The organism is Mycobacterium sp. Marseille-P9652, assembly GCF_902652685.1.
Taxonomy (GTDB): domain Bacteria; phylum Actinomycetota; class Actinomycetes; order Mycobacteriales; family Mycobacteriaceae; genus Mycobacterium.
The window spans coordinates 1-19978 of sequence record NZ_CACRUY010000072.1 but is presented as its reverse complement, the minus strand read 5'-3'; the positions used below and the strand labels follow the sequence as shown (position 1 = coordinate 19978).

The following is a 19978-nucleotide window of genomic DNA, read 5'->3' as shown; positions in this document are numbered from 1 at the left end:
CCACCGGGGGTGGGCGGGTCACCGAACTGGTGGCGCGGCCGTTGCTGGCGGCGCTGCGGCCGGAGCTGGGCCGGGTGCTGCAGCCGCTGGGCGGCGAGTACGCGGCGACACGGGAGCTGTTGACGTCGCTGCCGTTCGCGCCGGGCTACGGGGTGGAGATCGGCCTGCTGGTCGACACGTTCGACCGGCTGGGTCTCGACGCGATCGCCCAGGTCAACCTCGGGGTGCGCGCGCACCGCAACCGCCCGCTCGAGGAACTCGGCGCGATGAGCCGCCAGGTGATCGCCACCTTGCTCTCCCGCTGCGGGATCCCCGACTCCGGCGTGGGCCTCACCCAGTTCCTCGCCGACGAATACGGCTACACCCCGCTCACCACCTCGGTGTCACTGGCGGACCGGCCCCCGATGCAGGCTTTCAGGCCTCACGCTGATCGCTGACGTGTCGGTGGCGTAAGGCAGTATCGAACCCGTGGCGTTGGTGTTGCTGTACCTGGTGGTGCTGGTGCTGGTCGCGATCGTGCTGTTCGGTGCGGGCAGCCTGCTGTTCGGGCGCGGGGAACAGCTGCCGCCGCTGCCGCGGGGCACGACGGCGACGGTGCTGCCCGCCTACGGCGTGACCGGGGCCGACGTCGACGCCGTCAAGTTCACCCAGGTGCTGCGGGGATACAAGACCAGCGAGGTGGACTGGGTGCTCGACCGGCTCGCCCGTGAGCTCGAGGCGCTGCGCGGTCAGCTGGCGGCAGCGCAGGCGCCGCCGGCCCGGGAGGGCGCCGCCGAGCGCGAACCCATCCCGGTGGAACCGGACAACGGCGGGGAGCGTCAGGACAAGGTGTGAGCGACGATGGGCGGGTGCGCTGCAGCTGGGCGACCCTACGGCCGGGGCCGGACTTCGATCTGTACCGCAACTACCACGACGAGGAGTGGGGCCGGCCGGTGCGGGATCCGGCGGCGCTGTTCGAGCGGATGAGCCTGGAAGCCTTCCAGAGCGGGCTGTCATGGCTGATCATCCTGCGCAAGCGGGACAACTTCCGGCGGGCCTTCTCCGGCTTCGACGTCGAGAAGGTCGCCGCGTACACCGACGCCGACGTGCAGCGGCTGCTGGAGGACGCGGGCATCGTCCGCAACCGGTCCAAGATCGAGGCGACGATCGCCAATGCGCGGGCCGCGGCCGAGCTCGGCGCGCCCGAGGAGCTGTCCGAGCTGCTGTGGTCCTTCGCGCCGCCACCGCGGCCACGGCCCACTGACCCGTCGGGGATTCCGTCGGCCAGCGACGAATCCAAAGCCATGGCGAAGGAGCTGAAACGGCGCGGGTTCCGCTTCGTCGGCCCTACCACCGCGTACGCGCTGATGCAGGCGACCGGCATGGTGGACGACCACATCGCAGGCTGCTGGGTCCCTCCGCGGTGACGACGGGGCCTTGAGGCCGCCGAGGAGACGGGCAAATCGAGTCGGCGCCCGGTGACGATCCGGCCCCGGCGAGGGCGCCCGGCGCGACGGTTTGCAGGCCGGATGAGGGGCGACGAGCGGGTCTTTGTGCGCATGGTGAGTTCGATAGGGAACAATGGGGGGGTGATTAGGCAGTTCGATGCCGGGCGTGGCTGGAATGTGGCTGGCGGGGCACGCTCGGCGCCGATCGGGTCCGCGACGGCGGTCCGGCTCGAACCTGGAGGGAGCACTCGATGGCGGCGATGAAGCCCCGGACCGGGGACGGTCCTCTTGAAGCGACGAAGGAGGGGCGCGGCATCGTGATGCGGGTACCACTGGAGGGAGGCGGTCGCCTGGTCGTCGAGCTGACCCCCGACGAGGCGGCCGCTCTGGGTGACGAGCTCAAGGGCGTAACGAGCTCCAGCTAGCCGCGGCGCGTCGCCGGTCTACGCCGACACCTTCCGATAGATGTCCAGCGTCTGAGCGGCGGCATGCGCCCAGAGGAATTCTTCGGTGCAGCGCTGGCGCCCCGCCTGGCCGTACCGTTTCGCTCTGTCCGGGTCGGCGATCAGTGCGTTGACCGCCTCGGCCAGCCCCGTCTGGTAGCCGATGGGATCGTCGGCGTCGTAGTGCACCAGCGATCCGGTGACCCCGTCGGCAACGACCTCGGGGATGCCGCCGACGTCGGAGGCGACCACCGCCGTCGCGCACGCCATGGCCTCCAGGTTCACGATGCCCAGGGGCTCATACACCGACGGGCACACGAAAACCGTTGCCGCCGAGAGTATTTCGCGCAATTCCCCGATGGGCAGCATCTCCCTGATCCAGAACACGCCGGTGCGCTCGCGGGCCAGGTCGTCCACCGCGGCCCGAATCTCCTCGGCGATCTCCGGGGTGTCGGGGGCCCCGGCGACGAGCACCACCTGAGCCTCGGGGCTGAACCGGTGCGCGGCGGCCACCAGGTGGTCGACACCTTTCTGACGGGTGATGCGTCCGACGAACGCGACGAGGGGACGGTCAGGGTCGACACCGAGTTCGGCCAGCACCGAGCCGGTTTCGGCCGGGCCGGCGGGGTACCAGACGTCGGTGTCGACCCCGTTGCGGATGACGTGGACCCGGCTCGGATCGAGCGCCGGGTAGACGCGCAGGATGTCCTCGCGCATGGCGGAACTGACCCCGATGACGGCGTCGGCGGCCAGCACGGCGGTCTGCTCCACCCACGACGACACCCAGTAGCCGCCGCCGAGCTGCTCGGCCTTCCACGGCCGCAACGGCTCGAGCGAATGCGCGGTCAGCACGTGGGGGATGCCGTACAGCAATGACGTCAGATGCCCAGCCATGCCGGTGTACCAGGTGTGGGAGTGCACGACGGTGGCCGCCGACGCCGCAGTGGCCATCATCAGGTCGGTCGACAGCGTCGACACGGCCGCGTTGGCGTGCTTCAGGCGCGGGTCGGGCTGGTGGGCCTGCACTCCCTGGCCTTCCGGCCGCGGCGCGCCCATGCAGTGGACGTCCACCGCGCACAGCCGGCGCAGTTGAGAGACCAACTCGGTGACGTGGACGCCTGCTCCCCCGTAGACCTCGGGTGGGTATTCCCGAGTCATCATCGCGACCCGCATACTCCGAACGGTAGTTCGGCGACGCGGCGGCCCGCGAGTCGGGCCGGTGCGGAGCCGGACCATCGGAGGCAGTCGGCGACGCGGCGGCCCGCGAGTCGGGGGTCGGGCACTCGAACGTTCCCGTATGAGCCCAAACACCTTGACAGACAGCCCGACAGGCGGCTCAATCGCGCGATCCCCTGGCAGCGGTCCCGTGCGGCCGATAGGTTGAACCTATGAGGGAAGCGCCACACGTGCTGGGCATTGTCCTGGCCGGCGGTGAGGGCAAACGCCTGTACCCGTTGACCGCGGACCGCGCCAAGCCCGCCGTCCCCTTCGGGGGCGCCTACCGGCTCATCGACTTCGTGCTCTCCAACCTCGTCAACGCCCGCTATTTGCGCATCTGCGTTCTCACTCAGTACAAGTCGCATTCACTCGACCGTCACATCTCGCAGAACTGGCGCCTGTCGGGCCTCGCCGGCGAGTACATCACCCCGGTGCCGGCGCAGCAGCGGCTCGGCCCGCGCTGGTACACCGGGTCCGCGGACGCGATCTACCAGTCGCTCAACCTCATCTACGACGAAGACCCCGACTACATAGTGGTTTTCGGCGCCGACCACGTCTACCGGATGGACCCCGAGCAGATGGTCCGGTTCCACATCGACAGCGGCGCGGGGGCGACGGTCGCGGGCATCCGCGTGCCGCGCGCGGAGGCGACGGCGTTCGGCTGCATCGACGCCGACGAATCCGGGCGCATCCGCGACTTCGTCGAGAAGCCGCTGGACCCGCCGGGAACGCCGGACGACCCGGCCGCGGCGTACGTCTCGATGGGCAACTACATCTTCACCACCAAGGTGCTGATCGACGCGATCCGCGCCGACGCCGACGACGACCACTCCGACCACGACATGGGCGGGGACATCATCCCGCGCCTGGTCAGCGACGGCATGGCCGCGGTGTACGACTTCAAGGACAACGAGGTGCCCGGCGCCACCGACCGCGACCGGGGCTACTGGCGCGACGTGGGAACCCTCGATGCGTTCTACGACGCGCACATGGACCTGGTGTCGGTGCACCCGGTGTTCAACCTGTACAACAAGCGCTGGCCGATCCGCGGCGAGTCGGAGAACCTCGCGCCGGCCAAGTTCGTCAACGGCGGCTCGGCGCAGGAGTCGGTGGTGGGGGCGGGCAGCATCATCTCGGCTGCCTCGGTGCGCAACTCGGTCCTGTCGTCCAACGTCGTGGTCGACGACGGCGCGATCGTCGAGGGCAGTGTCATCATGCCGGGCGCCCGCGTGGGCCGCGGCGCGGTGGTGCGCCACGCGATCCTGGACAAGAACGTCGTCGTCGGGCCCGGGGAGATGGTCGGGGTGGACTTGGAGCGGGACCGGGAGCGCTTCGCGATCAGCGCGGGCGGCGTCGTCGCGGTCGGCAAGGGCGTCTGGATCTAAGCCCCCGGACCTACGGGACCTCCGGCACCAGCAGGTGCGCGTCGTGGTCGGGTCCCCAGTGCAGCGTGATGCGACCGCGGGGCGACGGGGCGTAGGCCGCCGGGAACTGGCCGGCCAGCGGGTTGCGCGAGCAGAGCCATCGGCCGCCGACGATCAGGCGCAGCTGCTCGCCGGCCCGGAACAGCGTCGCCGACGGGCCGAGCGCCACGTCGACCGCGACCACCTCGCCGGGCGAGACCGGCCGTGCCACGGTGCAGGCGGGCACGGGCTCCCACGGCCGCGAGAGCTCCGGGTCGAGCGCGCGCAAGGCGACCCGCTGCCACCCGGTGGTCACCCGGTCGCGGCCGTAGCCGTACGACCCCTCGAACGCCACGAACCGCCCGTCCCGCCACTTCTCGACGCCGACGAACAGGTTGGCGTCGTCGCAGCCCTCCAGGCTCACCCATAACCGGGCGGCCATCGGGCCGGTGAGCTCGATGTCCTCCGGGATCTGCCAGCTGAATGCCGCGGCGCGCGAACGGTTTTCGAAGCTCACGTTGCCGGGCGCCCCCGGCCGGTCGGGCGACAGCGTCCCGCCGCCCGCCAGATACAAAGGCCGCCAGCGTGTTCGGGCGAGCGGCCACTCGGCCTCTTCGCGCACGGCGGTGACGGTGTCGCGGTCCTCGCGCACCTCGAGGCGCACGCTGCGGGACGCCGGAGCGCCGTCCAGCGCAGCCCTGAAGAACGCGAGTTGCTCGGCCAGCGCGGCGTCGGAGTAGAAGACCGCCCATTTGCCGGCCCGGTGGGTGTAGAGGCGGGCGGGGCCGGCGGCCTGAGCGAATGCCCGGAACGAACCGCGGGTGTGCAGGTTGTTGTCGGAAAAGCTGCCGCACACCAGCATTGGGACCGTGATTGCCGACAGGTCGGGCACCAGCGCGCGCCAGAAGTCGTCGCGCAGCGGATGCTCGTCCTGCATGCGCTCGATCTCGTAGCTCTGACGGGTGGTGCGCCGCACGCCGCGCGACCAGAACCGGGCGAAGCCGCGCTCCCGGACGCCGCCCGGGAAGAGGAGGTCGCGGTAGGGGTCCGTGAAGCCCTCCCACGGGCAGATGGCGCGCAACGCCGGCGGTTGCAGGGCGGCGACGGCGTACTGGCTGATGGCGAGGTAGGACACCCCGGTCATCACCACCCGGCCGTCGCACCACGGCTGGGCGGCGATCCACTGCACCAGGTCGTAGGTGTCCTCGGCCTCCTGGCGGGACATCAGCTTTCCGGTGCCGTCGGAGTGGCCGCAGCCGCGCGAGTCGGCGTTCACCACGGTGAAGCCGCGCGGCACCCACCAGGCCGGGTCGGGGGCCTCCCAACCGGTGAGCGCCGAGAAGGTGACCTGGTGCGGCTGCCGCAGGATGCGGTATTGGACCGAGAACGTCCACCTCTTGCCCCGCCGCCGCGGCAGATTGTCCTTGCCGTAGGGGTGGACGCTCAGGACGACCGGCCGGGGCGCGCCGACCGCATCCCGAAACACGTTGATGCGCAACGTCGTTCCGTCCCGAGTCGGAACCCCGACATCGCGGTCGGTCGTCAGGCCGGCCGAGGGGGCCGTGACGGTGACGGGCGGTTTCGCGATACCGCGAAGCCGGCCCAGCGCGTACCGGAGAGCGCCGGGTCGCCGCCAGGGGACGTCGAGCCCCGGATCGCGCGCCACGCCATCACCTTAGTGATTTGATCGGCGGCCGGCGGGCGGTGCGTCAAACCAGGTAGTAGTAGTGCTGAGGGTCTCCGTTGCCGGCCGCGGCGGTCGCGGCGGTGGCTTCCAGAAGTTCGCGGCCGTCTCTCTGGGCATGGGCGTACCGCACGGCCTTCAGGGTTGCCGAGAATTCCTCGTCCTCCTCCGGGAAGACGTGCTCGGTCGGGAACCAATCGTCGAAACCCACGTTGCGCAGCATGGCCCGCATGTCGGGCTGCACACCGGCGAGCAGGACCGTCACGCCGCGCGCGGTCTCCTCCCGCAGGAAACGTTCGATCCGCTCGACGACGACGACATCCGGGTGTCGCACGCGTTTGAGCCGCAGGACGACGAACCGGATGTCGTCGCGTTCCAACCGGTGGCTCAGCTCGTCCAGGTAGCGCTCGAGTTCCGGTGCGGCGCCGAAGAACAGTTCGCCCTCGAAGTCGTAGATCACCGTCGAGGGGTCGACCGGATCGCCGGGCACCCGCTCGCGGATCACGCGTTCGGACGTCACGACCATCTCCTTGGCCTTCAGCTTCGCCGCCCGCGGCACGAACAGCAGGATCGACAGCACGACACCGAGCAGCACCGCGGTGTCCAGGTCGATCAGCACTCCCGTCAGCGCGGTGACGATCACCAGGCCGGCGTCGTAGCGTGAAGCCCTGAGCGTGTAGAAGAGCCGCTTGTAGTCGATCAGCCGCGCCGCGGTGATGAGCAGTAGGCCGGCCAGCGCGGCCCGGGGCATGTAGTGCAGCAGCGGAGCGAACAGCAGCACCGCCGCGCCGACGGTCACCGCGGTGATCACGCCGGAGAAGCGCGACACCGCGCCGGCCTGGAAGTTGATCGGCGACCGCGACACCGAGCCCGACCCCGGCACGCACTGGAAGAACCCGCCGGTGAGGTTCGCCAGGCCCTCGGCGAGGATCTGACGGTTGTAGTCCAGCTTCTGACCGGATTGGTGCGCAATGGCTTTCGCGATCGACAGGGCCTCGAGCAGTCCGATGAAAGCGATCGCCAGCGCACCTTCCGAGAGTTCGCCCAGGGTGCCGAACTGGACCTGCGGGATGTGCGGGGTGGGCAGGCTCTGCGGGATCTTCGCGGTCAGGGCCACCCCGAGGTTGCCGTTCTGGTCGGGGGTCGACCAGCCGGCGAGGTACGCGACGAGCGCCGCGATGACCAGGACGGCCAACAGGTCGAGTTGCGGCAAGCCGAAGCGCTTCACCACCCAGCGCAGCGCGACGGCCAACGCGACGGTGGTGACGCTGAGCAGCACGGCGCGATAGTTGACCGCATCGCCGTGGAACAGCGTGAGGTAGGTGCGTTCCAGCACCTTCATCCGCCCGGTCCCTTTGTCTTTCACCCCGAGCGCGTTGCCCAGTTGTCCCACCGCGATGAGCAACGCCGCCGCCACGAGGAAGCCGAGGATGACGGATTCGGAGATGTAGCGGGTGAGGTCGCCGAGTTTGAACACGGCGATGAGGATCTGGAATGCGCCGGCGAGAATGCCGAGCAGGAACAGCGCCTCGAAGAGCACCGTGCGGTTCTCGGGATCCAGGAAAGCCAGAGAACTGAACGCCAGCAGGGAGATTGCGCTCGTCGGCCCGTTGATGAGGTGTGACGACGATCCGAATACCGAGGCGATGAACGTCACGACGATGCACGAATAGACGCCGAACTTCGGGTCGACGCCGGCGACCAGTGCGTACGTGATGCCCTGCGGCAGCGACACCGCCGCGACCGTGACGCCCGCGACCAGGTCCCGCCGCGCCTTCGTCGTGTCGTAGTTCAGACCCTTGACCTTCTCCGAGACACTCACGCGGACTTCGCCTTCCGCCGGCTGTGCGTCGACGCGACCGTCGCGCGGGCGGGCGACGACAGCGCATCGTAGATGCCGTTGTCACCGAAGAACTTCTCGCGCGCGTCGTTCCAGTCCTTGGCGATCGCGGTGATCGGGAACAGGTTGATGTCGGGTAACCGGTCGGCGTGCTTGGCCAGGATCGCGGGATTGATCGGACGGTAACCGGTTTGGGCGATGACTTCCTGCGCGGAGTCGGTGTAGAGGTATTGGAGGAAGGCCTTGGCGTAGGGGAGCGTCTTGTTGGTGAGGTTCGCGTCCACCCAGGCGACGGCCGGTTCGGCCCGGATACTGGTTGGCGGGTAGACGATCTCGAGTTCGTTGCTGTTCTCCGTGACCTCGCGAAGGGCTTCGTTCTCCCACGTCAGATGGACGTCACCGATGCGCTCGACCGCGAAGCTGATGGCCGCGCCCCGGGCACCGGCGTCGGCGACCACGACATGCTTGGACAACGCTCTGACGAGGTCGAAGGCCTGCGCGTCCGTCCCGCCGCGGGTGGTGACCGAGCCCCAGGCCGCGAGGATGCTGAGCTTGCCGTTGCCGGAGCTGCGCGGGTTGGGCGAAACGATCGCGACGCCGTCCTTCACCAGATCCGGCCAGTCGTGAATTCGCTTGGGATTGCCCTTGTGGACGACGAAGACGATGGTCGAGGTGTAGGGGACCGAATTGTTCGGCAGGCGCCCTTGCCAATCGGCGGCGATCAATCCGCGCTTGCGCAGGGCGTCCACATCGCTGACGAGCGCGAGTGACACCACCCCGGCCTTCTGCTTGCCGGCGATGACGTCGGCGGCCTGCCGTCCGGAACCGCCGTGAGACTGTTTGATCTCCAGCGTCACCCCGGTCTGCTGCCGGAATTGGGCGATGAAGGCCTTGTCGAGCGTCGCGTACAGTTCCCGCGTCGGGTCATAGGAAACGTTGAGGATCTGGTTCGGCGACGTGTCGGGTTGCAGATTCTTGACCGCGATGAGGCTCGCCGCCACGGCGATCGCGACGACGCCGACGATGTTGAGCCAGGGGACGCGTAATCGGTATGCGCGGCGGCGCGCCGACGGTTGCTCGATCTGTGTCATTGCCGCCTCCTGCGTCGAACGAGTCGCCCGAACTTCCGCGCCGGCGAAGCCGGGCGAAGGGGATGCTAGCGAGGATCGGCCTGCGAAACACCGGTGGAAATCTGCGTGATCTAATGGCCAACGGTTTGGGCCCCGGCGGTGTTCACCACACGCTGGGCAATAACCGGTAGCGGACCCGTTGCGTGTACTCGCGGTATCCGGAAAGCTCCCCGCGAAGCAGCTCTTCCTCGTCGAGGATTCGGAAGACGAGCACCACGACGCCCGGAACCACGAAGAGCAGCCCCCAGTACGAGCCCAGAGCCAATGGGATGCCGACCATCATGATGACGTCGCCGAAATACATCGGGTGCCTGACGAAGCCGTAGAGACCGGTGGAGACGACGGGTTGGCCCGACTCGACGGTGACCGTGGCGGCTGCGTAGCCGTTCTGGACGACCACGAGCAGGGCAATGCCCAGGCCCACCGCCACCAGGACCTCCCCGAGCAGGCAGACCCACACCGGCACGGCCGACCAGCCGAACCGGTGGTCGAGCGCGCTGAACGCCATCATCGCGAACATGTCCAGGAATGAGGCGCTGACGATGATCTTCTGCGCCGTACGGCCTTCGGCACGCGGGCCGGCATGCATGCGGCGCTGCAGGGCCGCCGGGTTGGTGCGGGCCAGGTAGACGGTGGGGATGGTCGATACCGTGGTGAAGACGGCGATGAAAACCCAACCCTGCCAATAGTGGACCGTCCCGGCCGGTACGAACAGGAGGACGCCGAAGCCGAGGAGGCCAACGATCGAGGATGCCGCCATGCGGACCGCTGTGTTCATGACACTCCTAGCAGCGCACGTCGCGCCGTCGAAAACCCAAGGCGCCCAGTGCGATCAAGGCAGCATCGATCGCCAGCAACCACAACAGCGGTGCGGCGGTGAAGTCGGCGCCCACCCGCGGCACGTGCGCGAACGGCTCCAGGTCCAGCAGCCACCGCGGGAATCGGGCCAAGGACCCGATCAGGTAGACCGCGACGAACGCGACCAGCACGCCCCACGCCACCGGGGCGAACCGCGGCGCGACACCGAACAGCGCGACCGTCACCGCGGCGAGCAGCCAGACGGCGGGCAGCTGTACGGCCGCGGTGCCGACGACGATGGCCAGCTTGCCGCCGACGTCGCCGGCCGCGATCCCGTAGACGAGGCCGCCGACCGCGCCGCTGACGAGCATCGTGGCCGCCGGCCCGATCAGCGCGGCGGCCAGATGGCTTGACAGCCAGGCGGTTCGGGAGATGGCGCCGGCCAGGACCGTCTCGGCGCGCTGCGCCGACTCCTCCTGGTGCAGCCGCAACGCGAGCGAGATGGCAAACGCCGAGGCCGCCATGCCGATCATGGTGAACGCGACCGCGACGAAGGCTTCCTCCAACGCGCTGGTGCCGCCCATCCGCGCGACGATGTCCCGCACGACGCTGCTGCCGCCCACCTCGTCGGCGATGCCGTGCACCACGCTGCCCATCAACAGCCCGTACAGTCCCAGCCCGACGGTCCACAGCACCAGCGCGCCGCGGTCCAGTCGCCACGTCAGCCCGTGGACGCCGCGCAAGTTCCTGCCCGCCTCGCCGGGCCCGGCGCGCTCCGCGATCAGGCCCGCCCCGACGTCGCGGCCGGCGAGCAGGCGGTAGGCGACCACGGTGAGCGCGAACGTCGTGGCCAAGTGCAGCAACAGGATCCACCAGCGGTCGCCCGCATACGGCCGAACCTGCAGTGACCACCCCAGCGGTGACAGCCACGAGAGCGTGCCGTCGCCGGCGTCGCCGACCGCGCGGAGCGTGAAGGCGACGCCCAGCGCGGCGAACGCCGTGCCGCGGGCGACCCGGGCGCTCGGCGAGAGTTGGGCGGTCACCGCGGCGACGGCGGTGAAGACCAGGCCCGAGCACGACAGCGCGGCGGCGAACGCCAGCGAACCGCCGGCCGGGACGTCGGTGGCCAGCAGCCCGGCCGCGCCTATCGCGCCGGTGGCGAGCGATGCCCCGCACGACAGGAGCAGGGCCGCGCTGAGGCTCGCGTACCGGCCGATCGCGGTCGAGTCGACCAATTCCGTTCTGCCGCTTTCCTCGTCGGCGCGGGTGTGCCGGATCACGGTGAGGATGACGGCGACCGCGATCAGCAGGTGGAACATCCCGGCCTTCCAGATCCCCACGGCGCCGAGGCTGTCGTTGTGCACCTGCCCGTAGAGGGCGCGCTGGGCGGGACTGGCCATGATCGAGGCGGCGAACGCCGCCCGCGCGGACTGGGTCGGGTAAACCTTCTCGATGCTGCCGATGTACACGGTGGCCAGCGGCACCGACAACAGCAGCACCCACAGCGGCAGGGACACCCGGTCGCGGCGCAGATACAGGCGCAGCATCGCCAGCGTCCCGGTGAAGTTCGAGGCGGCGCGCGGTTGCGGTCGGGCGGGCCGTTCCAGCGTCGCGGTGCTCATCGCGCCGACACCTTCGCGGGGCTGGTGTCGTAGTGGCGAAGGAAGAGTTCCTCCAGCGTGGGGGGCTGGCTGACCAGGCTGCGCACGCCCGCCTCGCCGAGCGCCCGGATCAGCTCCCCGAGGCTTTCGCTGTCGACCTGCGCGTGCAGGGTGCCGCCCACGACGGTGACGTCCTCCACGCCCCTGATGCGGGTGAGATCGCCCGGGTCCCCGGTCATCTCGGCGCGGATCGAGGTCCGGCTGAGGTGCCGCATGGAGTCGAGCGATCCGCTTTCGACGGTCCTGCCGGCGCGGATGATGGTGATCCGCTCGCACAGCGCCTCGGTCTCGGCGAGGATGTGGCTCGACAGCAGGACGGTCGCACCACGGTCGCGAGCCTCGAGCACACACTGCTGAAAGACGTGCTCCATCAACGGGTCCAGGCCGCTGCTGGGTTCGTCGAGCAGCAGCAGTTCCGCCCGCGACGAGAATGCCGAGATCAGGGAGACCTTCTGGCGGTTGCCCTTCGAGTAGGTGCGCGCCTTCTTGTGCGGGTCGAGGTCGAATCTTTCGATCAGTTCGGCGCGGCGGTTCCGGTCGATCCCGCCGCGCATCCGGGCCAGCAGGTCGATGGTCTCGCCGCCGGTCAGCGACGGCCACAGCGTGACATCACCCGGTACGTAGGCGATGTGGCGATGCAGGGCGACGGCGTCGGTCCACGGATCGGCGCCCAGCAGGCGGACGGTTCCGCCGTCGGCTTTCATCAGGCCCAGCAGGATGCGCAGGGTTGTCGACTTGCCGGCTCCGTTCGGTCCGAGAAAGCCGTGCACCTCCCCCTGCCGCACCGTGAGCTCGAGGCCGTCCAGGGCCCGCACCGATCCGAAATTCTTGACCAGACCGTGGATTTCGATGGGATTCTCAGCTGGCATGGGACTCTCCTTGTTCGCCTGCGGCCAGAAATGCGTCGTACATGGTGCGGTCGACCATCAACCCTTCGGTGTAGATCTCCAGGGCGGGAAGGATCATGTCGCGGGCGTAGTCGCGGAGGACGGCGCGGATATCCGTTGGCGTCTCGTGCATCTGCAGGTAGAGCAGGAAGCCGCCGCCCCCGGTGATGCCGAGATATTTCGCCCGGGCGCGGGGGTCGCGGCTCGGTTTGACGGTCCCGGCCCGCACGCCCTCCTCGAGGTATTGCTCGGCGTTGTCAATCATGGTGCGCCACAACATCGTTGCCAGCTCGCCGCCGGACAGCATGCTGCGTATCAGGTAGGCCATCATCGGTGCGTAGGACTCGATCTCGGCCATCTGCGCGAACCACGTCGCCGGATCGTTGGACGTGATCGTCTCCGACTTCTTGGTGCGAATGTCCTCGGCCACGTACTCGTCGCAGGCCTTACGCAGGCCGTCCTTGGAGCCGAAGTGGTGAATGACCAGTGCGGCGCTCACGCCCGCCGCCTCGGCGATGGTGCGCAGTCCCACGCCGAAACCGTGCTCGCCGAACTGCGCGATGGCCGCCTCGCGGATCCGGGCGGCAGCGGTCAGGTCGGCTGAACGCATGTTCAGTACATTAAACGGCCGTTCAGTCCCAAGTCAATGGGTCCGTGGTGCAGGTGGGTGGGCCGAGGGCAGGAGTCGGGTGATCGCGGGCGGAGCTTGGCGAAATAGTTCGGTGTCAGCCATCCACAAATGGGGGCGGATCGCCTTAGATGTGTGGGGGGACAGCAGTAGGGGGAACCGCTGTGAGCCGAGAAGAAGCTCCCGAGCAGGACGCGAGCTCCATCGCGCGGTGGTGGCGTCAAGCCGACCAGTTCGGCTGGCTCATCGGGTACCTACGGGTCCGGGGCCTGGAGGTGCCGACCCGGCTCCTGATGGCGCTCATCTCGGGTGCCCTGGTGCTGACGCCGATGGGCCTGCTCTCGCCGCGGAGCGGCCTGTTTCAGTGGTCGTTGGCCGTAAGCGTGGTTGCCTGCGTCGTGGGGATCGCCTACACCGTGCTGTGGCTTCGCGGGTGGCCGTCCAGAAAACAATCGCTCTCCATGGCCGTCCTCGGCGGCGGCCTCATCGCTGCCGGTTGCGTCCTGCAGCGTGATCCGGTGCTGGGAATGATGGGTTGCACCGGGTTGGTCATCATCGGCGGCTACGTCGGGTTGTTTCACAACACGAAAGCGATCGCGGTCAACGTCGCTCTCGCCATCGCGGCCAGCGTGCTGTGCGCGTCGCGCGTGATCGCGACCCGGGAGATTCCCGTGGTGGCGGCGGGGTTGTGGCTGGTCATCGAACTCAACCTCGCGGTTCCCCTCGCGCTCCAGGCCGTCGTGCGCACGCTGGGCGCCGACGTTGTCCGCTCCGACCATGACCCCTTGACCGGGCTGCTGAATCGTCGGGCATTCCACGAACGCGCGGCCATGCTGCTGACCTCGCCGAGCAACGAGCTCTTCCTCATCGCGGTGATGATCGACCTGGACCGCTTCAAGGACGTCAACGACACGTACGGTCACGTCGCTGGGGACCAGGCGCTCTCGGCCGTGGGCTGGGCGCTCCGGCAGCACAGTGGCAACACCAGCATCATCGGCCGATTCGGGGGAGAGGAATTCCTCGTCGTCGACGCCTTGCCCGCCGACCCCGCGCACGCCCTGCCGGGCAAGCTGTGCGCTGCCATCGCCGCGCTGCCTCAGCCGGTCACCGCGAGCGTCGGCGCGGCCTTGTTGCACTGGGGCAGCGTGACCGACCCGGGTTCGGCGATCGAGCAGCTGATCCGCGCGGCGGACAAAGCCATGTACACGGCCAAGCGCAACGGCGGCAATCGATCGCACCTGCACCAGCCGGCATCCGCGTAGCTGGACACTAAACCCGTTGTCGGCGGGCGCATTTCGTCGATCGTCAGTCCTTGACGGCGGCAAGCAGGCCGTCGCCGAGGGGCACCAACGCCGGCGTGAGCCGTTCGTCCTCGGCGATGAGCCGGGCCGCCTCGCGGACGGCCGTCACCTCGGCGTCGCGCGCCGCGGGATCGCCGGCCCGCCCGCCCAGCGCGGAGCGGTGCACCACGACGACGCCGCCGTGCCGCAGCAGCCGCACGCCCTCCACCACGTATCCCGGCTGGTCGACGGGGTCGGCGTCGATGAACACCAGGTCGTAGGACTCGTCGGCGAGCCGGGTCAACACGTCCTGCGCCCGGCCGCTGATCAGGCGGGTGCGCGACGGCCCGACGCCGGCCTCGGAGAACGCCTGCTTGGCCAGGCGCAGGTATTCGGGCTCGATGTCGATCGTCGTCAGCACGCCGTCGTCGCTCATGCCCGACAGCAACCACAGGCCGCTGACGCCCGCACCGGTGCCCACCTCGGCGACCGCCTTGCCGCCACTCAGCTTCGTCAGCAGGCTCAGCAACGCACCGACCGCGGGCGTCACCGGCGCGGCGCCGATGTCCATGGCCCGCTCCCGGGCGGAGACCAGCAGGGCGTCCTCGGATATCGAGGCCTCGGCATGCGCGGTGAGCGACTCGGCCCGACTGGGGGCCGTCTGACCGGGGGCGTCTGCGTCGGTGCCGTCCATGCCCGCAGCGTATTCCACATGAGGGCACGCTCGGTCAGGCGCGCCCGGCGCGCGGCGGCTCCCCGGAAACATGCAGGGCAGCGCACGTAACGATATGGTTTCTCAGCCTCAGCTCAGATTGTTCCTATATCGCGCACACTCCGGTACGCGACGGTAACCGTATGGATCGCGGAGGACGTTCGGCCGGGGGCGGGAATAAGCAGTGGAAACTTCGTGTTTCCGACTGCGATGATCTGTCAATTCTGGATGGCAGGTCTGACCCGGAGGAACCCAACATCACTACGCTTTTGAGCCCCACCAGCATGTCGCACCCCCAGGAGCGCCGCGACGACGAGTGGGCGGAGACGCCGGACGCGCTGTCCGGCACCGCGGTTTTCGACGCGACCGGAGACAAGGCGGCCATGCCGTCCTGGGACGAACTCGTGCGTCAGCACGCCGACCGGGTGTACCGGCTGGCCTACCGCCTGTCCGGGAACCAGCACGACGCCGAGGACCTCACCCAGGAGACCTTCATCCGGGTCTTCCGCTCAGTGCAGAACTACCAGCCCGGCACGTTCGAGGGCTGGCTGCACCGCATCACCACCAACCTCTTCCTCGACATGGTGCGCCGCCGCGCCCGCATCCGGATGGAGGCGCTGCCCGAGGACTACGACCGCGTGCCTGCCGACGAGCCCAACCCCGAGCAGATCTACCACGACTCGCGCCTGGGCCCCGACCTGCAGGCGGCGCTTGATTCGCTGCCGCCGGAGTTCCGCGCCGCGGTCGTCCTGTGCGACATCGAGGGCCTGTCCTACGAGGAGATCGGCGCCACCCTCGGCGTCAAGCTGGGCACCGTCCGCAGCCGCATCCACCGCGGACGCCAGGCCCTGCGCGACTACCTGGCCGCGCACCCCGAGGCCGGTTTCGCCGCCGAGGCGCTGCACGCCGAGTCGGCGTAACGCGCCGGTCCGGCGCGCTCCCCACCGGAATTCCTGCGGTTTTGCCGGCTTTAGGCGCGCTATTGGGCTGCGCCTCGCGCTACATTCGTTTAGAGGGCGCGAGAAAGGAGCTGGTGATGGCCGACCCCGGAAACCTGGGTCACGTTTTCCGGCGGGCATTCTCCTGGCTCCCCGCGCAGTTCGCCTCCCAAAGCGACGCGCCGGTGGGACCACGCCAATTCGGGTCCACCGAGCACCTCTCCGTCGAGGCCGTCGCCGCATTCGTCGACGGAGAGCTGCGGATGAACGCCCACCTGCGGGCCGCGCACCACCTGTCGCTGTGCCCGCAGTGCGCCGCCGAGGTGGAGGGCCAGAGCCGCGCCCGCGCCGCGTTGCGCGATTCCCACCCGATCCGGATCCCGAGCACTCTGCTCGGCATGCTGGCGGACATCCCGCAGTGGTCGGACGAGGACACCACGGCACGCGGATCCGACCGCGAGGCGCCGGACCGGCGCAAGCGCCGGTAGCGACGCCTGTAAGGCTTAAGTCCGCGTTCGCGGGCGCCCAATACAAAGTGTGGATACTAGGGTGGACACCGACAACATCGGCGCGGGGTGTATCGCCCGGTAAGGGCCTGTCTCGAGCGCTCGGGAAGAGGATCAAAAGTAGGGTGATGTGACCTCCGATCAAGGCTTTGACAACAGGGCGGACAACCGGCCGGACCAACGCCAGGACGGCGGCGTGAATGGCGGCCACCGCCTGCCGCCGCGGCCCATCTCGCGGCCGCCGGTCGACCCCGCCTCCCGGCAGGCGTTCGGCCGCCCCGACGGCTTGAACGGGTCCTTCGTGGCCGACCGCGTGCGCCCGCAGAAATACCGGGACCAGGGCGAGTACCGCCCCCAGGACCGGCCCGCCGACCCCGTCCTGCAGGAGGCGTTCAGCAAGCCCGTCGGGACCGTCGACACGCTGCAGCGCCACCCGATCGACGCCGGCGCGCTGGCGGCCGAGCAGAACGGCTCCGAGCCCGACGAGCTCGACGACCCGTGGCGCGACCCCGGCGCCGCGGCCGCCCTCGGCACCCCGGCCGTCACGCCGGGAGCGCCGCAGGTCGCGTCCGGCTACCGCGGCAAGCTGGGCGTCCGCGACGTGCTGTTCGGCGGCAAGGTGTCCTACGTCGCGCTGGCCGTCCTCGCGCTCATCGCCCTCGTGATCGGCCTGCTGGGCGGGGTGATCGGCCGCAAGACCGCCGAGGTCGTCGAGGCGTTCACCACCTCGAAGGTGACGCTGGCGACCAACAACAACGGCGAGTCACCGGCCGGCCGGTTCGCCAAGGTGGCGGCCGCGACCGCCGACTCCGTCGTCACCATCGAGTCCAAGAGCGACCAGGAGGGCATGCAGGGCTCCGGCGTCATCATCGACGGTCGCGGCTACATCGTCACCAACAACCACGTCATCTCCGAGGCGGCCAACAACCCCAGCCAGTTCAAGACGACCGTGGTGTTCAACGACGGCAAGGAGGTGCCCGCCAACCTGGTGGGACGCGACCCCAAGACCGACCTGGCCGTGCTCAAGGTCGACAACGTCGACAACCTGACGGTCGCCCGGCTCGGCGACTCCGACAAGGTGCGCGTCGGCGACGAGGTCCTGGCCGCGGGCGCGCCGCTGGGGCTGCGCAGCACCGTCACGCACGGCATCATCAGTGCGCTGCACCGCCCGGTCCCGCTGTCGGGCGAGGGCTCCGACACCGACACCGTCATCGACGGCGTGCAGACCGACGCCTCCATCAACCACGGCAACTCCGGCGGCCCGCTGATCGACATGGACTCGCAGGTGATCGGCATCAACACCGCCGGAAAGTCGTTGTCCGACAGCGCGAGTGGCCTGGGCTTCGCGATCCCGATCAACGAGGCCAAGGTGGTGGCGCAGACGCTGATCAAGGACGGCAAGATCGTGCACCCGACCCTGGGGGTCAGCACCCGCTCGGTGAGCAACGCCATCGCGTCGGGCGCCCAGGTGGCGAACGTCAAGGCCGGCAGCCCCGCGCAGAAGGGTGGGATCCTGGAGAACGACGTGATCGTCAAGGTCGGCAACCGCAAGGTCGCCGACGCCGACGAGTTCGTCGTCGCCGTGCGGCAGCTGACCATCGGGCAGGACGCCCCGGTCGAGGTGGTCCGCGACGGCCGGCACGTCACGCTGACGGTGAAGCCCGACCCGGATTCCGGTTAATGTTCGGCAACCTGAGCTGGGAGCACATCCTGGTGCTCATCGTGGTCGGGCTGGTGATCCTGGGGCCCGAGCGGCTGCCCGGCGCGATCCGCTGGACGTCGACCGCGCTGCGCCAGGCGCGCGACTACCTCAGCGGGATGACCACGCAGCTCCGCGAGGACCTCGGACCCGAGTTCGACGACCTGCGCGGTCCGATCAGCGAGCTGCAGAAGCTGCGGGGCATGTCGCCCCGCGCCGCGCTGACCAAGCACCTGCTCGACGGCGACGACTCGTTCCTGACCGGCAACTTCGACCGCCCCGCCCCGCCTGTCAATGGCGGCGGCCCGGCGGCCACGCCGTCGGCGCCGCGGCCCCTCGAGGGCCCCGCGCCCTTCGACGCCGACGCGACCTGATTTTCTGGGGCGCGAGCGTGCGCAGTTGTACGCCTGCGACGGCGTGGCGGCGTACAAACACGCACGCTCGCGGGGGCAGTTAGCGCCGCGCGGTGTCGAGCCCCAGTGACATCCCGGCCAGCCCGCGCCGCCGCGCCGACAGGCTGTCGGCGATGCTGCGCAGTTCCTTGGCCACCGGCGAGTCGGGCGCGCTCAGCACGACGGGGACACCGGCGTCGCCGGCCGCCACCAGGGCCGGGTCCAGCGGGACCTGACCGAGCAGCGGCACGTCGGCGCCCACCGCACGCGTGAGCCGCTCGGCGACCTGCCGGCCGCCGCCCTCGCCGAAGACGTGCATGGTCGTGCCGTCGGGCAACAGCATGCCGGACATGTTCTCGACGACGCCGACGAGCCGCTGGCGAGTCTGCAGCGCGATGCTGCCGGCCCGTTCCGCGACCTCCGCCGCGGCCAGCTGCGGCGTGGTGACCACGACGATCTCGGCGTTGGGGATCAGCTGGGCCACCGAGATGGCGACGTCGCCGGTCCCCGGCGGCAGGTCGAGCAGGAGGACGTCCAGATCGCCCCAGTACACGTCGGCCAGGAACTGCTGCAACGCCCGGTGCAGCATCGGCCCACGCCACACCACCGGCGTGTTGCCCTGGGTGAACTGGGCGATCGAGATGACCTTCACGTCGTGGGCGACGGGCGGCAGGATCATCGACTCGACCTGGGTGGGCCGGTCGGTGGTGCCCATCATGCGGGGGATGGAGTGGCCGTGGATGTCGGCGTCGAGCACGCCCACCGAAAGACCGCGGGCCGCCATCGCCGCCGCGAGATTGACTGTGACGGTGGACTTTCCGACGCCGCCCTTGCCCGACGCGATCGCGTAGACCCGCGTCAGCGAGCCGGGCTGCGCGAACGGGATGACCGGCTCGGCGGCGTCTCCGCGCAGCTGCTTGCGCAACTCGGTGCGCTGCTCGTCGCTCATCACGTCGAGGGTGACCTTGACCGCCCCGGTGCCAGGGACGTCGGACACCGCGCTCGTGACCCGCTCGCTGATCTCCGTCTTCTTCGGGCACGCGGCCGTGGTCAGGTAGATCGCCACGTGCACACCGCCGTCGTCAGCGACATCGACGCTCTTGACCATCCCGAGCTCGGTGATCGGACGCCGCAGTTCGGGGTCGATCACCTTCCCCAGAGCCGTGTTGATGGCCGACTTCACGTCGGCGGTGTCATGACCAGTCATCACCGCCGAGTGTAGGCGTGCGGGCCGCCCGGCAGGTCAGCCGGCCGGGGTGGGCGCCGGCTGGTTGGGCCCCGGCGCCTTCGGCGTGGGCCCGGCGTGTTTCGGCACGGGCGACGCGTTCGGGG

19 protein-coding genes and 1 pseudogene are annotated in these 19978 nt (G+C 69.6%); 10 read left to right on the top strand and 10 right to left on the bottom strand.

The genetic code is table 11. The features are described 5' to 3' along the window. The 4 genes and pseudogenes from GPY60_RS24105 to GPY60_RS24090 form a co-directional block, all read left to right on the top strand. Window positions 1-437 (top strand): annotated as a pseudogene (locus GPY60_RS24105) (glucosyl-3-phosphoglycerate synthase); the annotation flags it as partial. Between the two features lie 31 nt (window positions 438-468). After that, window positions 469-834: a DivIVA domain-containing protein gene (locus tag GPY60_RS24100; protein ID WP_156690217.1), complete on the top strand. Its 366-nt coding sequence runs from the start codon at window positions 469-471 to the stop codon at window positions 832-834. Next, a complete protein-coding gene (locus GPY60_RS24095) occupies window positions 831-1406 on the top strand; it encodes a DNA-3-methyladenine glycosylase I (protein ID WP_156690216.1) in 576 nt (191 codons plus the stop codon). Before GPY60_RS24100 ends, GPY60_RS24095 begins: the two co-directional genes overlap by 4 nt. A gap of 272 nt (window positions 1407-1678) precedes the next feature. After that, the gene (locus GPY60_RS24090) at window positions 1679-1852 is read left to right on the top strand and encodes a DUF3117 domain-containing protein (protein ID WP_003878471.1); all 174 of its coding nucleotides are present in this window, start codon (window positions 1679-1681) and stop codon (window positions 1850-1852) included. 18 nt (window positions 1853-1870) lie between these two features. Here the strand turns inward: GPY60_RS24090 and glgA are convergent, their stop codons facing one another. Further along, window positions 1871-3043 carry a glycogen synthase gene (gene glgA, locus GPY60_RS24085; protein WP_156690215.1) on the bottom strand — a complete coding sequence of 391 codons (1173 nt, stop codon included), beginning with the start codon at window positions 3041-3043 and terminating at the stop codon, window positions 1871-1873. Between the two features lie 215 nt (window positions 3044-3258). Between glgA and glgC the strand changes: the two genes are divergently transcribed. Further along, window positions 3259-4473, top strand: coding sequence for a glucose-1-phosphate adenylyltransferase (gene glgC / locus GPY60_RS24080; protein WP_156690214.1), 1215 nt, complete (start codon window positions 3259-3261; stop codon window positions 4471-4473). A 10-nt stretch (window positions 4474-4483) separates the two neighbouring features. Here glgC and GPY60_RS24075 read toward each other — a convergent pair whose 3' ends face one another. The 7 genes from GPY60_RS24075 to GPY60_RS24045 form a co-directional block, all read right to left on the bottom strand. Then, window positions 4484-6157 carry a CocE/NonD family hydrolase gene (locus GPY60_RS24075; RefSeq protein ID WP_156690213.1) on the bottom strand — a complete coding sequence of 558 codons (1674 nt, stop codon included), beginning with the start codon at window positions 6155-6157 and terminating at the stop codon, window positions 4484-4486. 43 nt (window positions 6158-6200) lie between these two features. Further along, the gene (locus GPY60_RS24070) at window positions 6201-7997 is read right to left on the bottom strand and encodes a SulP family inorganic anion transporter (RefSeq protein WP_156690212.1); all 1797 of its coding nucleotides are present in this window, start codon (window positions 7995-7997) and stop codon (window positions 6201-6203) included. Then, window positions 7994-9106 (bottom strand): sulfate ABC transporter substrate-binding protein, encoded by a 1113-nt coding sequence (locus GPY60_RS24065; RefSeq protein ID WP_156690211.1) that lies wholly within the window; start codon window positions 9104-9106, stop codon window positions 7994-7996. Before GPY60_RS24065 ends, GPY60_RS24070 begins: the two co-directional genes overlap by 4 nt. Before the next feature lie 142 nt (window positions 9107-9248). Beyond that, complete coding sequence (locus tag GPY60_RS24060; RefSeq protein WP_156690210.1) at window positions 9249-9923, bottom strand: methyltransferase family protein; 675 nt, start codon at window positions 9921-9923, stop codon at window positions 9249-9251. Between the two features lie 7 nt (window positions 9924-9930). Next, complete coding sequence (locus GPY60_RS24055; protein ID WP_156690209.1) at window positions 9931-11565, bottom strand: ABC transporter permease; 1635 nt, start codon at window positions 11563-11565, stop codon at window positions 9931-9933. Next, complete coding sequence (locus GPY60_RS24050; protein ID WP_156690208.1) at window positions 11562-12473, bottom strand: ABC transporter ATP-binding protein; 912 nt, start codon at window positions 12471-12473, stop codon at window positions 11562-11564. Before GPY60_RS24050 ends, GPY60_RS24055 begins: the two co-directional genes overlap by 4 nt. Next, window positions 12463-13101: a TetR/AcrR family transcriptional regulator gene (locus GPY60_RS24045; protein WP_156690207.1), complete on the bottom strand. Its 639-nt coding sequence runs from the start codon at window positions 13099-13101 to the stop codon at window positions 12463-12465. Before GPY60_RS24045 ends, GPY60_RS24050 begins: the two co-directional genes overlap by 11 nt. A gap of 182 nt (window positions 13102-13283) precedes the next feature. Between GPY60_RS24045 and GPY60_RS24040 the strand changes: the two genes are divergently transcribed. Then, window positions 13284-14381, top strand: a complete 1098-nt coding sequence (locus GPY60_RS24040; protein WP_231639808.1) for a GGDEF domain-containing protein — start codon at window positions 13284-13286, stop codon at window positions 14379-14381. Window positions 14382-14424: 43 nt separating this feature from the next. On the opposite strand, the gene GPY60_RS24035 is transcribed toward GPY60_RS24040, so the two are convergent. Then, entirely contained in the window at window positions 14425-15093 is a 669-nt protein-coding gene (locus GPY60_RS24035) for an O-methyltransferase (protein ID WP_156690205.1), read from the bottom strand. 161 nt (window positions 15094-15254) lie between these two features. On the opposite strand from GPY60_RS24035, the gene sigE reads away from it, so the two are divergent. The 4 genes from sigE (at window position 15255) to tatB (ending at window position 18628) form a co-directional block, all read left to right on the top strand. After that, entirely contained in the window at window positions 15255-16031 is a 777-nt protein-coding gene (gene sigE, locus GPY60_RS24030) for an RNA polymerase sigma factor SigE (RefSeq protein WP_156690204.1), read from the top strand. 116 nt (window positions 16032-16147) lie between these two features. Next, complete coding sequence (gene rseA / locus GPY60_RS24025) at window positions 16148-16537, top strand: anti-sigma E factor RseA (RefSeq protein ID WP_156690203.1); 390 nt, start codon at window positions 16148-16150, stop codon at window positions 16535-16537. A 148-nt stretch (window positions 16538-16685) separates the two neighbouring features. Continuing rightward, window positions 16686-18236 carry a serine protease HtrA gene (gene htrA, locus GPY60_RS24020; protein WP_156690202.1) on the top strand — a complete coding sequence of 517 codons (1551 nt, stop codon included), beginning with the start codon at window positions 16686-16688 and terminating at the stop codon, window positions 18234-18236. Next, complete coding sequence (tatB, locus tag GPY60_RS24015; protein ID WP_156690201.1) at window positions 18236-18628, top strand: Sec-independent protein translocase protein TatB; 393 nt, start codon at window positions 18236-18238, stop codon at window positions 18626-18628. Before htrA ends, tatB begins: the two co-directional genes overlap by 1 nt. A gap of 79 nt (window positions 18629-18707) precedes the next feature. On the opposite strand, the gene GPY60_RS24010 is transcribed toward tatB, so the two are convergent. Beyond that, window positions 18708-19853 carry an Mrp/NBP35 family ATP-binding protein gene (locus tag GPY60_RS24010; RefSeq protein ID WP_156690200.1) on the bottom strand — a complete coding sequence of 382 codons (1146 nt, stop codon included), beginning with the start codon at window positions 19851-19853 and terminating at the stop codon, window positions 18708-18710. Window positions 19854-19978 lie beyond the last annotated feature (125 nt).

Coding starts and splice junctions, on each gene's coding strand:
- GPY60_RS24090 (WP_003878471.1), top strand. CDS start 1,679: ATGGCGGCGATGAAGCCCCGGACCGGGGACGGTCCTCTTGAAGCGACG.
- glgA (WP_156690215.1), bottom strand. CDS start 3,043: ATGCGGGTCGCGATGATGACTCGGGAATACCCACCCGAGGTCTACGGG.
- glgC (WP_156690214.1), top strand. CDS start 3,259: ATGAGGGAAGCGCCACACGTGCTGGGCATTGTCCTGGCCGGCGGTGAG.
- GPY60_RS24065 (WP_156690211.1), bottom strand. CDS start 9,106: ATGACACAGATCGAGCAACCGTCGGCGCGCCGCCGCGCATACCGATTA.
- GPY60_RS24060 (WP_156690210.1), bottom strand. CDS start 9,923: ATGAACACAGCGGTCCGCATGGCGGCATCCTCGATCGTTGGCCTCCTC.
- GPY60_RS24055 (WP_156690209.1), bottom strand. CDS start 11,565: ATGAGCACCGCGACGCTGGAACGGCCCGCCCGACCGCAACCGCGCGCC.
- GPY60_RS24050 (WP_156690208.1), bottom strand. CDS start 12,473: ATGCCAGCTGAGAATCCCATCGAAATCCACGGTCTGGTCAAGAATTTC.
- GPY60_RS24045 (WP_156690207.1), bottom strand. CDS start 13,101: ATGCGTTCAGCCGACCTGACCGCTGCCGCCCGGATCCGCGAGGCGGCC.
- GPY60_RS24035 (WP_156690205.1), bottom strand. CDS start 15,093: ATGGACGGCACCGACGCAGACGCCCCCGGTCAGACGGCCCCCAGTCGG.
- sigE (WP_156690204.1), top strand. CDS start 15,255: ATGGATCGCGGAGGACGTTCGGCCGGGGGCGGGAATAAGCAGTGGAAA.
- rseA (WP_156690203.1), top strand. CDS start 16,148: ATGGCCGACCCCGGAAACCTGGGTCACGTTTTCCGGCGGGCATTCTCC.
- tatB (WP_156690201.1), top strand. CDS start 18,236: ATGTTCGGCAACCTGAGCTGGGAGCACATCCTGGTGCTCATCGTGGTC.
- GPY60_RS24010 (WP_156690200.1), bottom strand. CDS start 19,853: ATGACTGGTCATGACACCGCCGACGTGAAGTCGGCCATCAACACGGCT.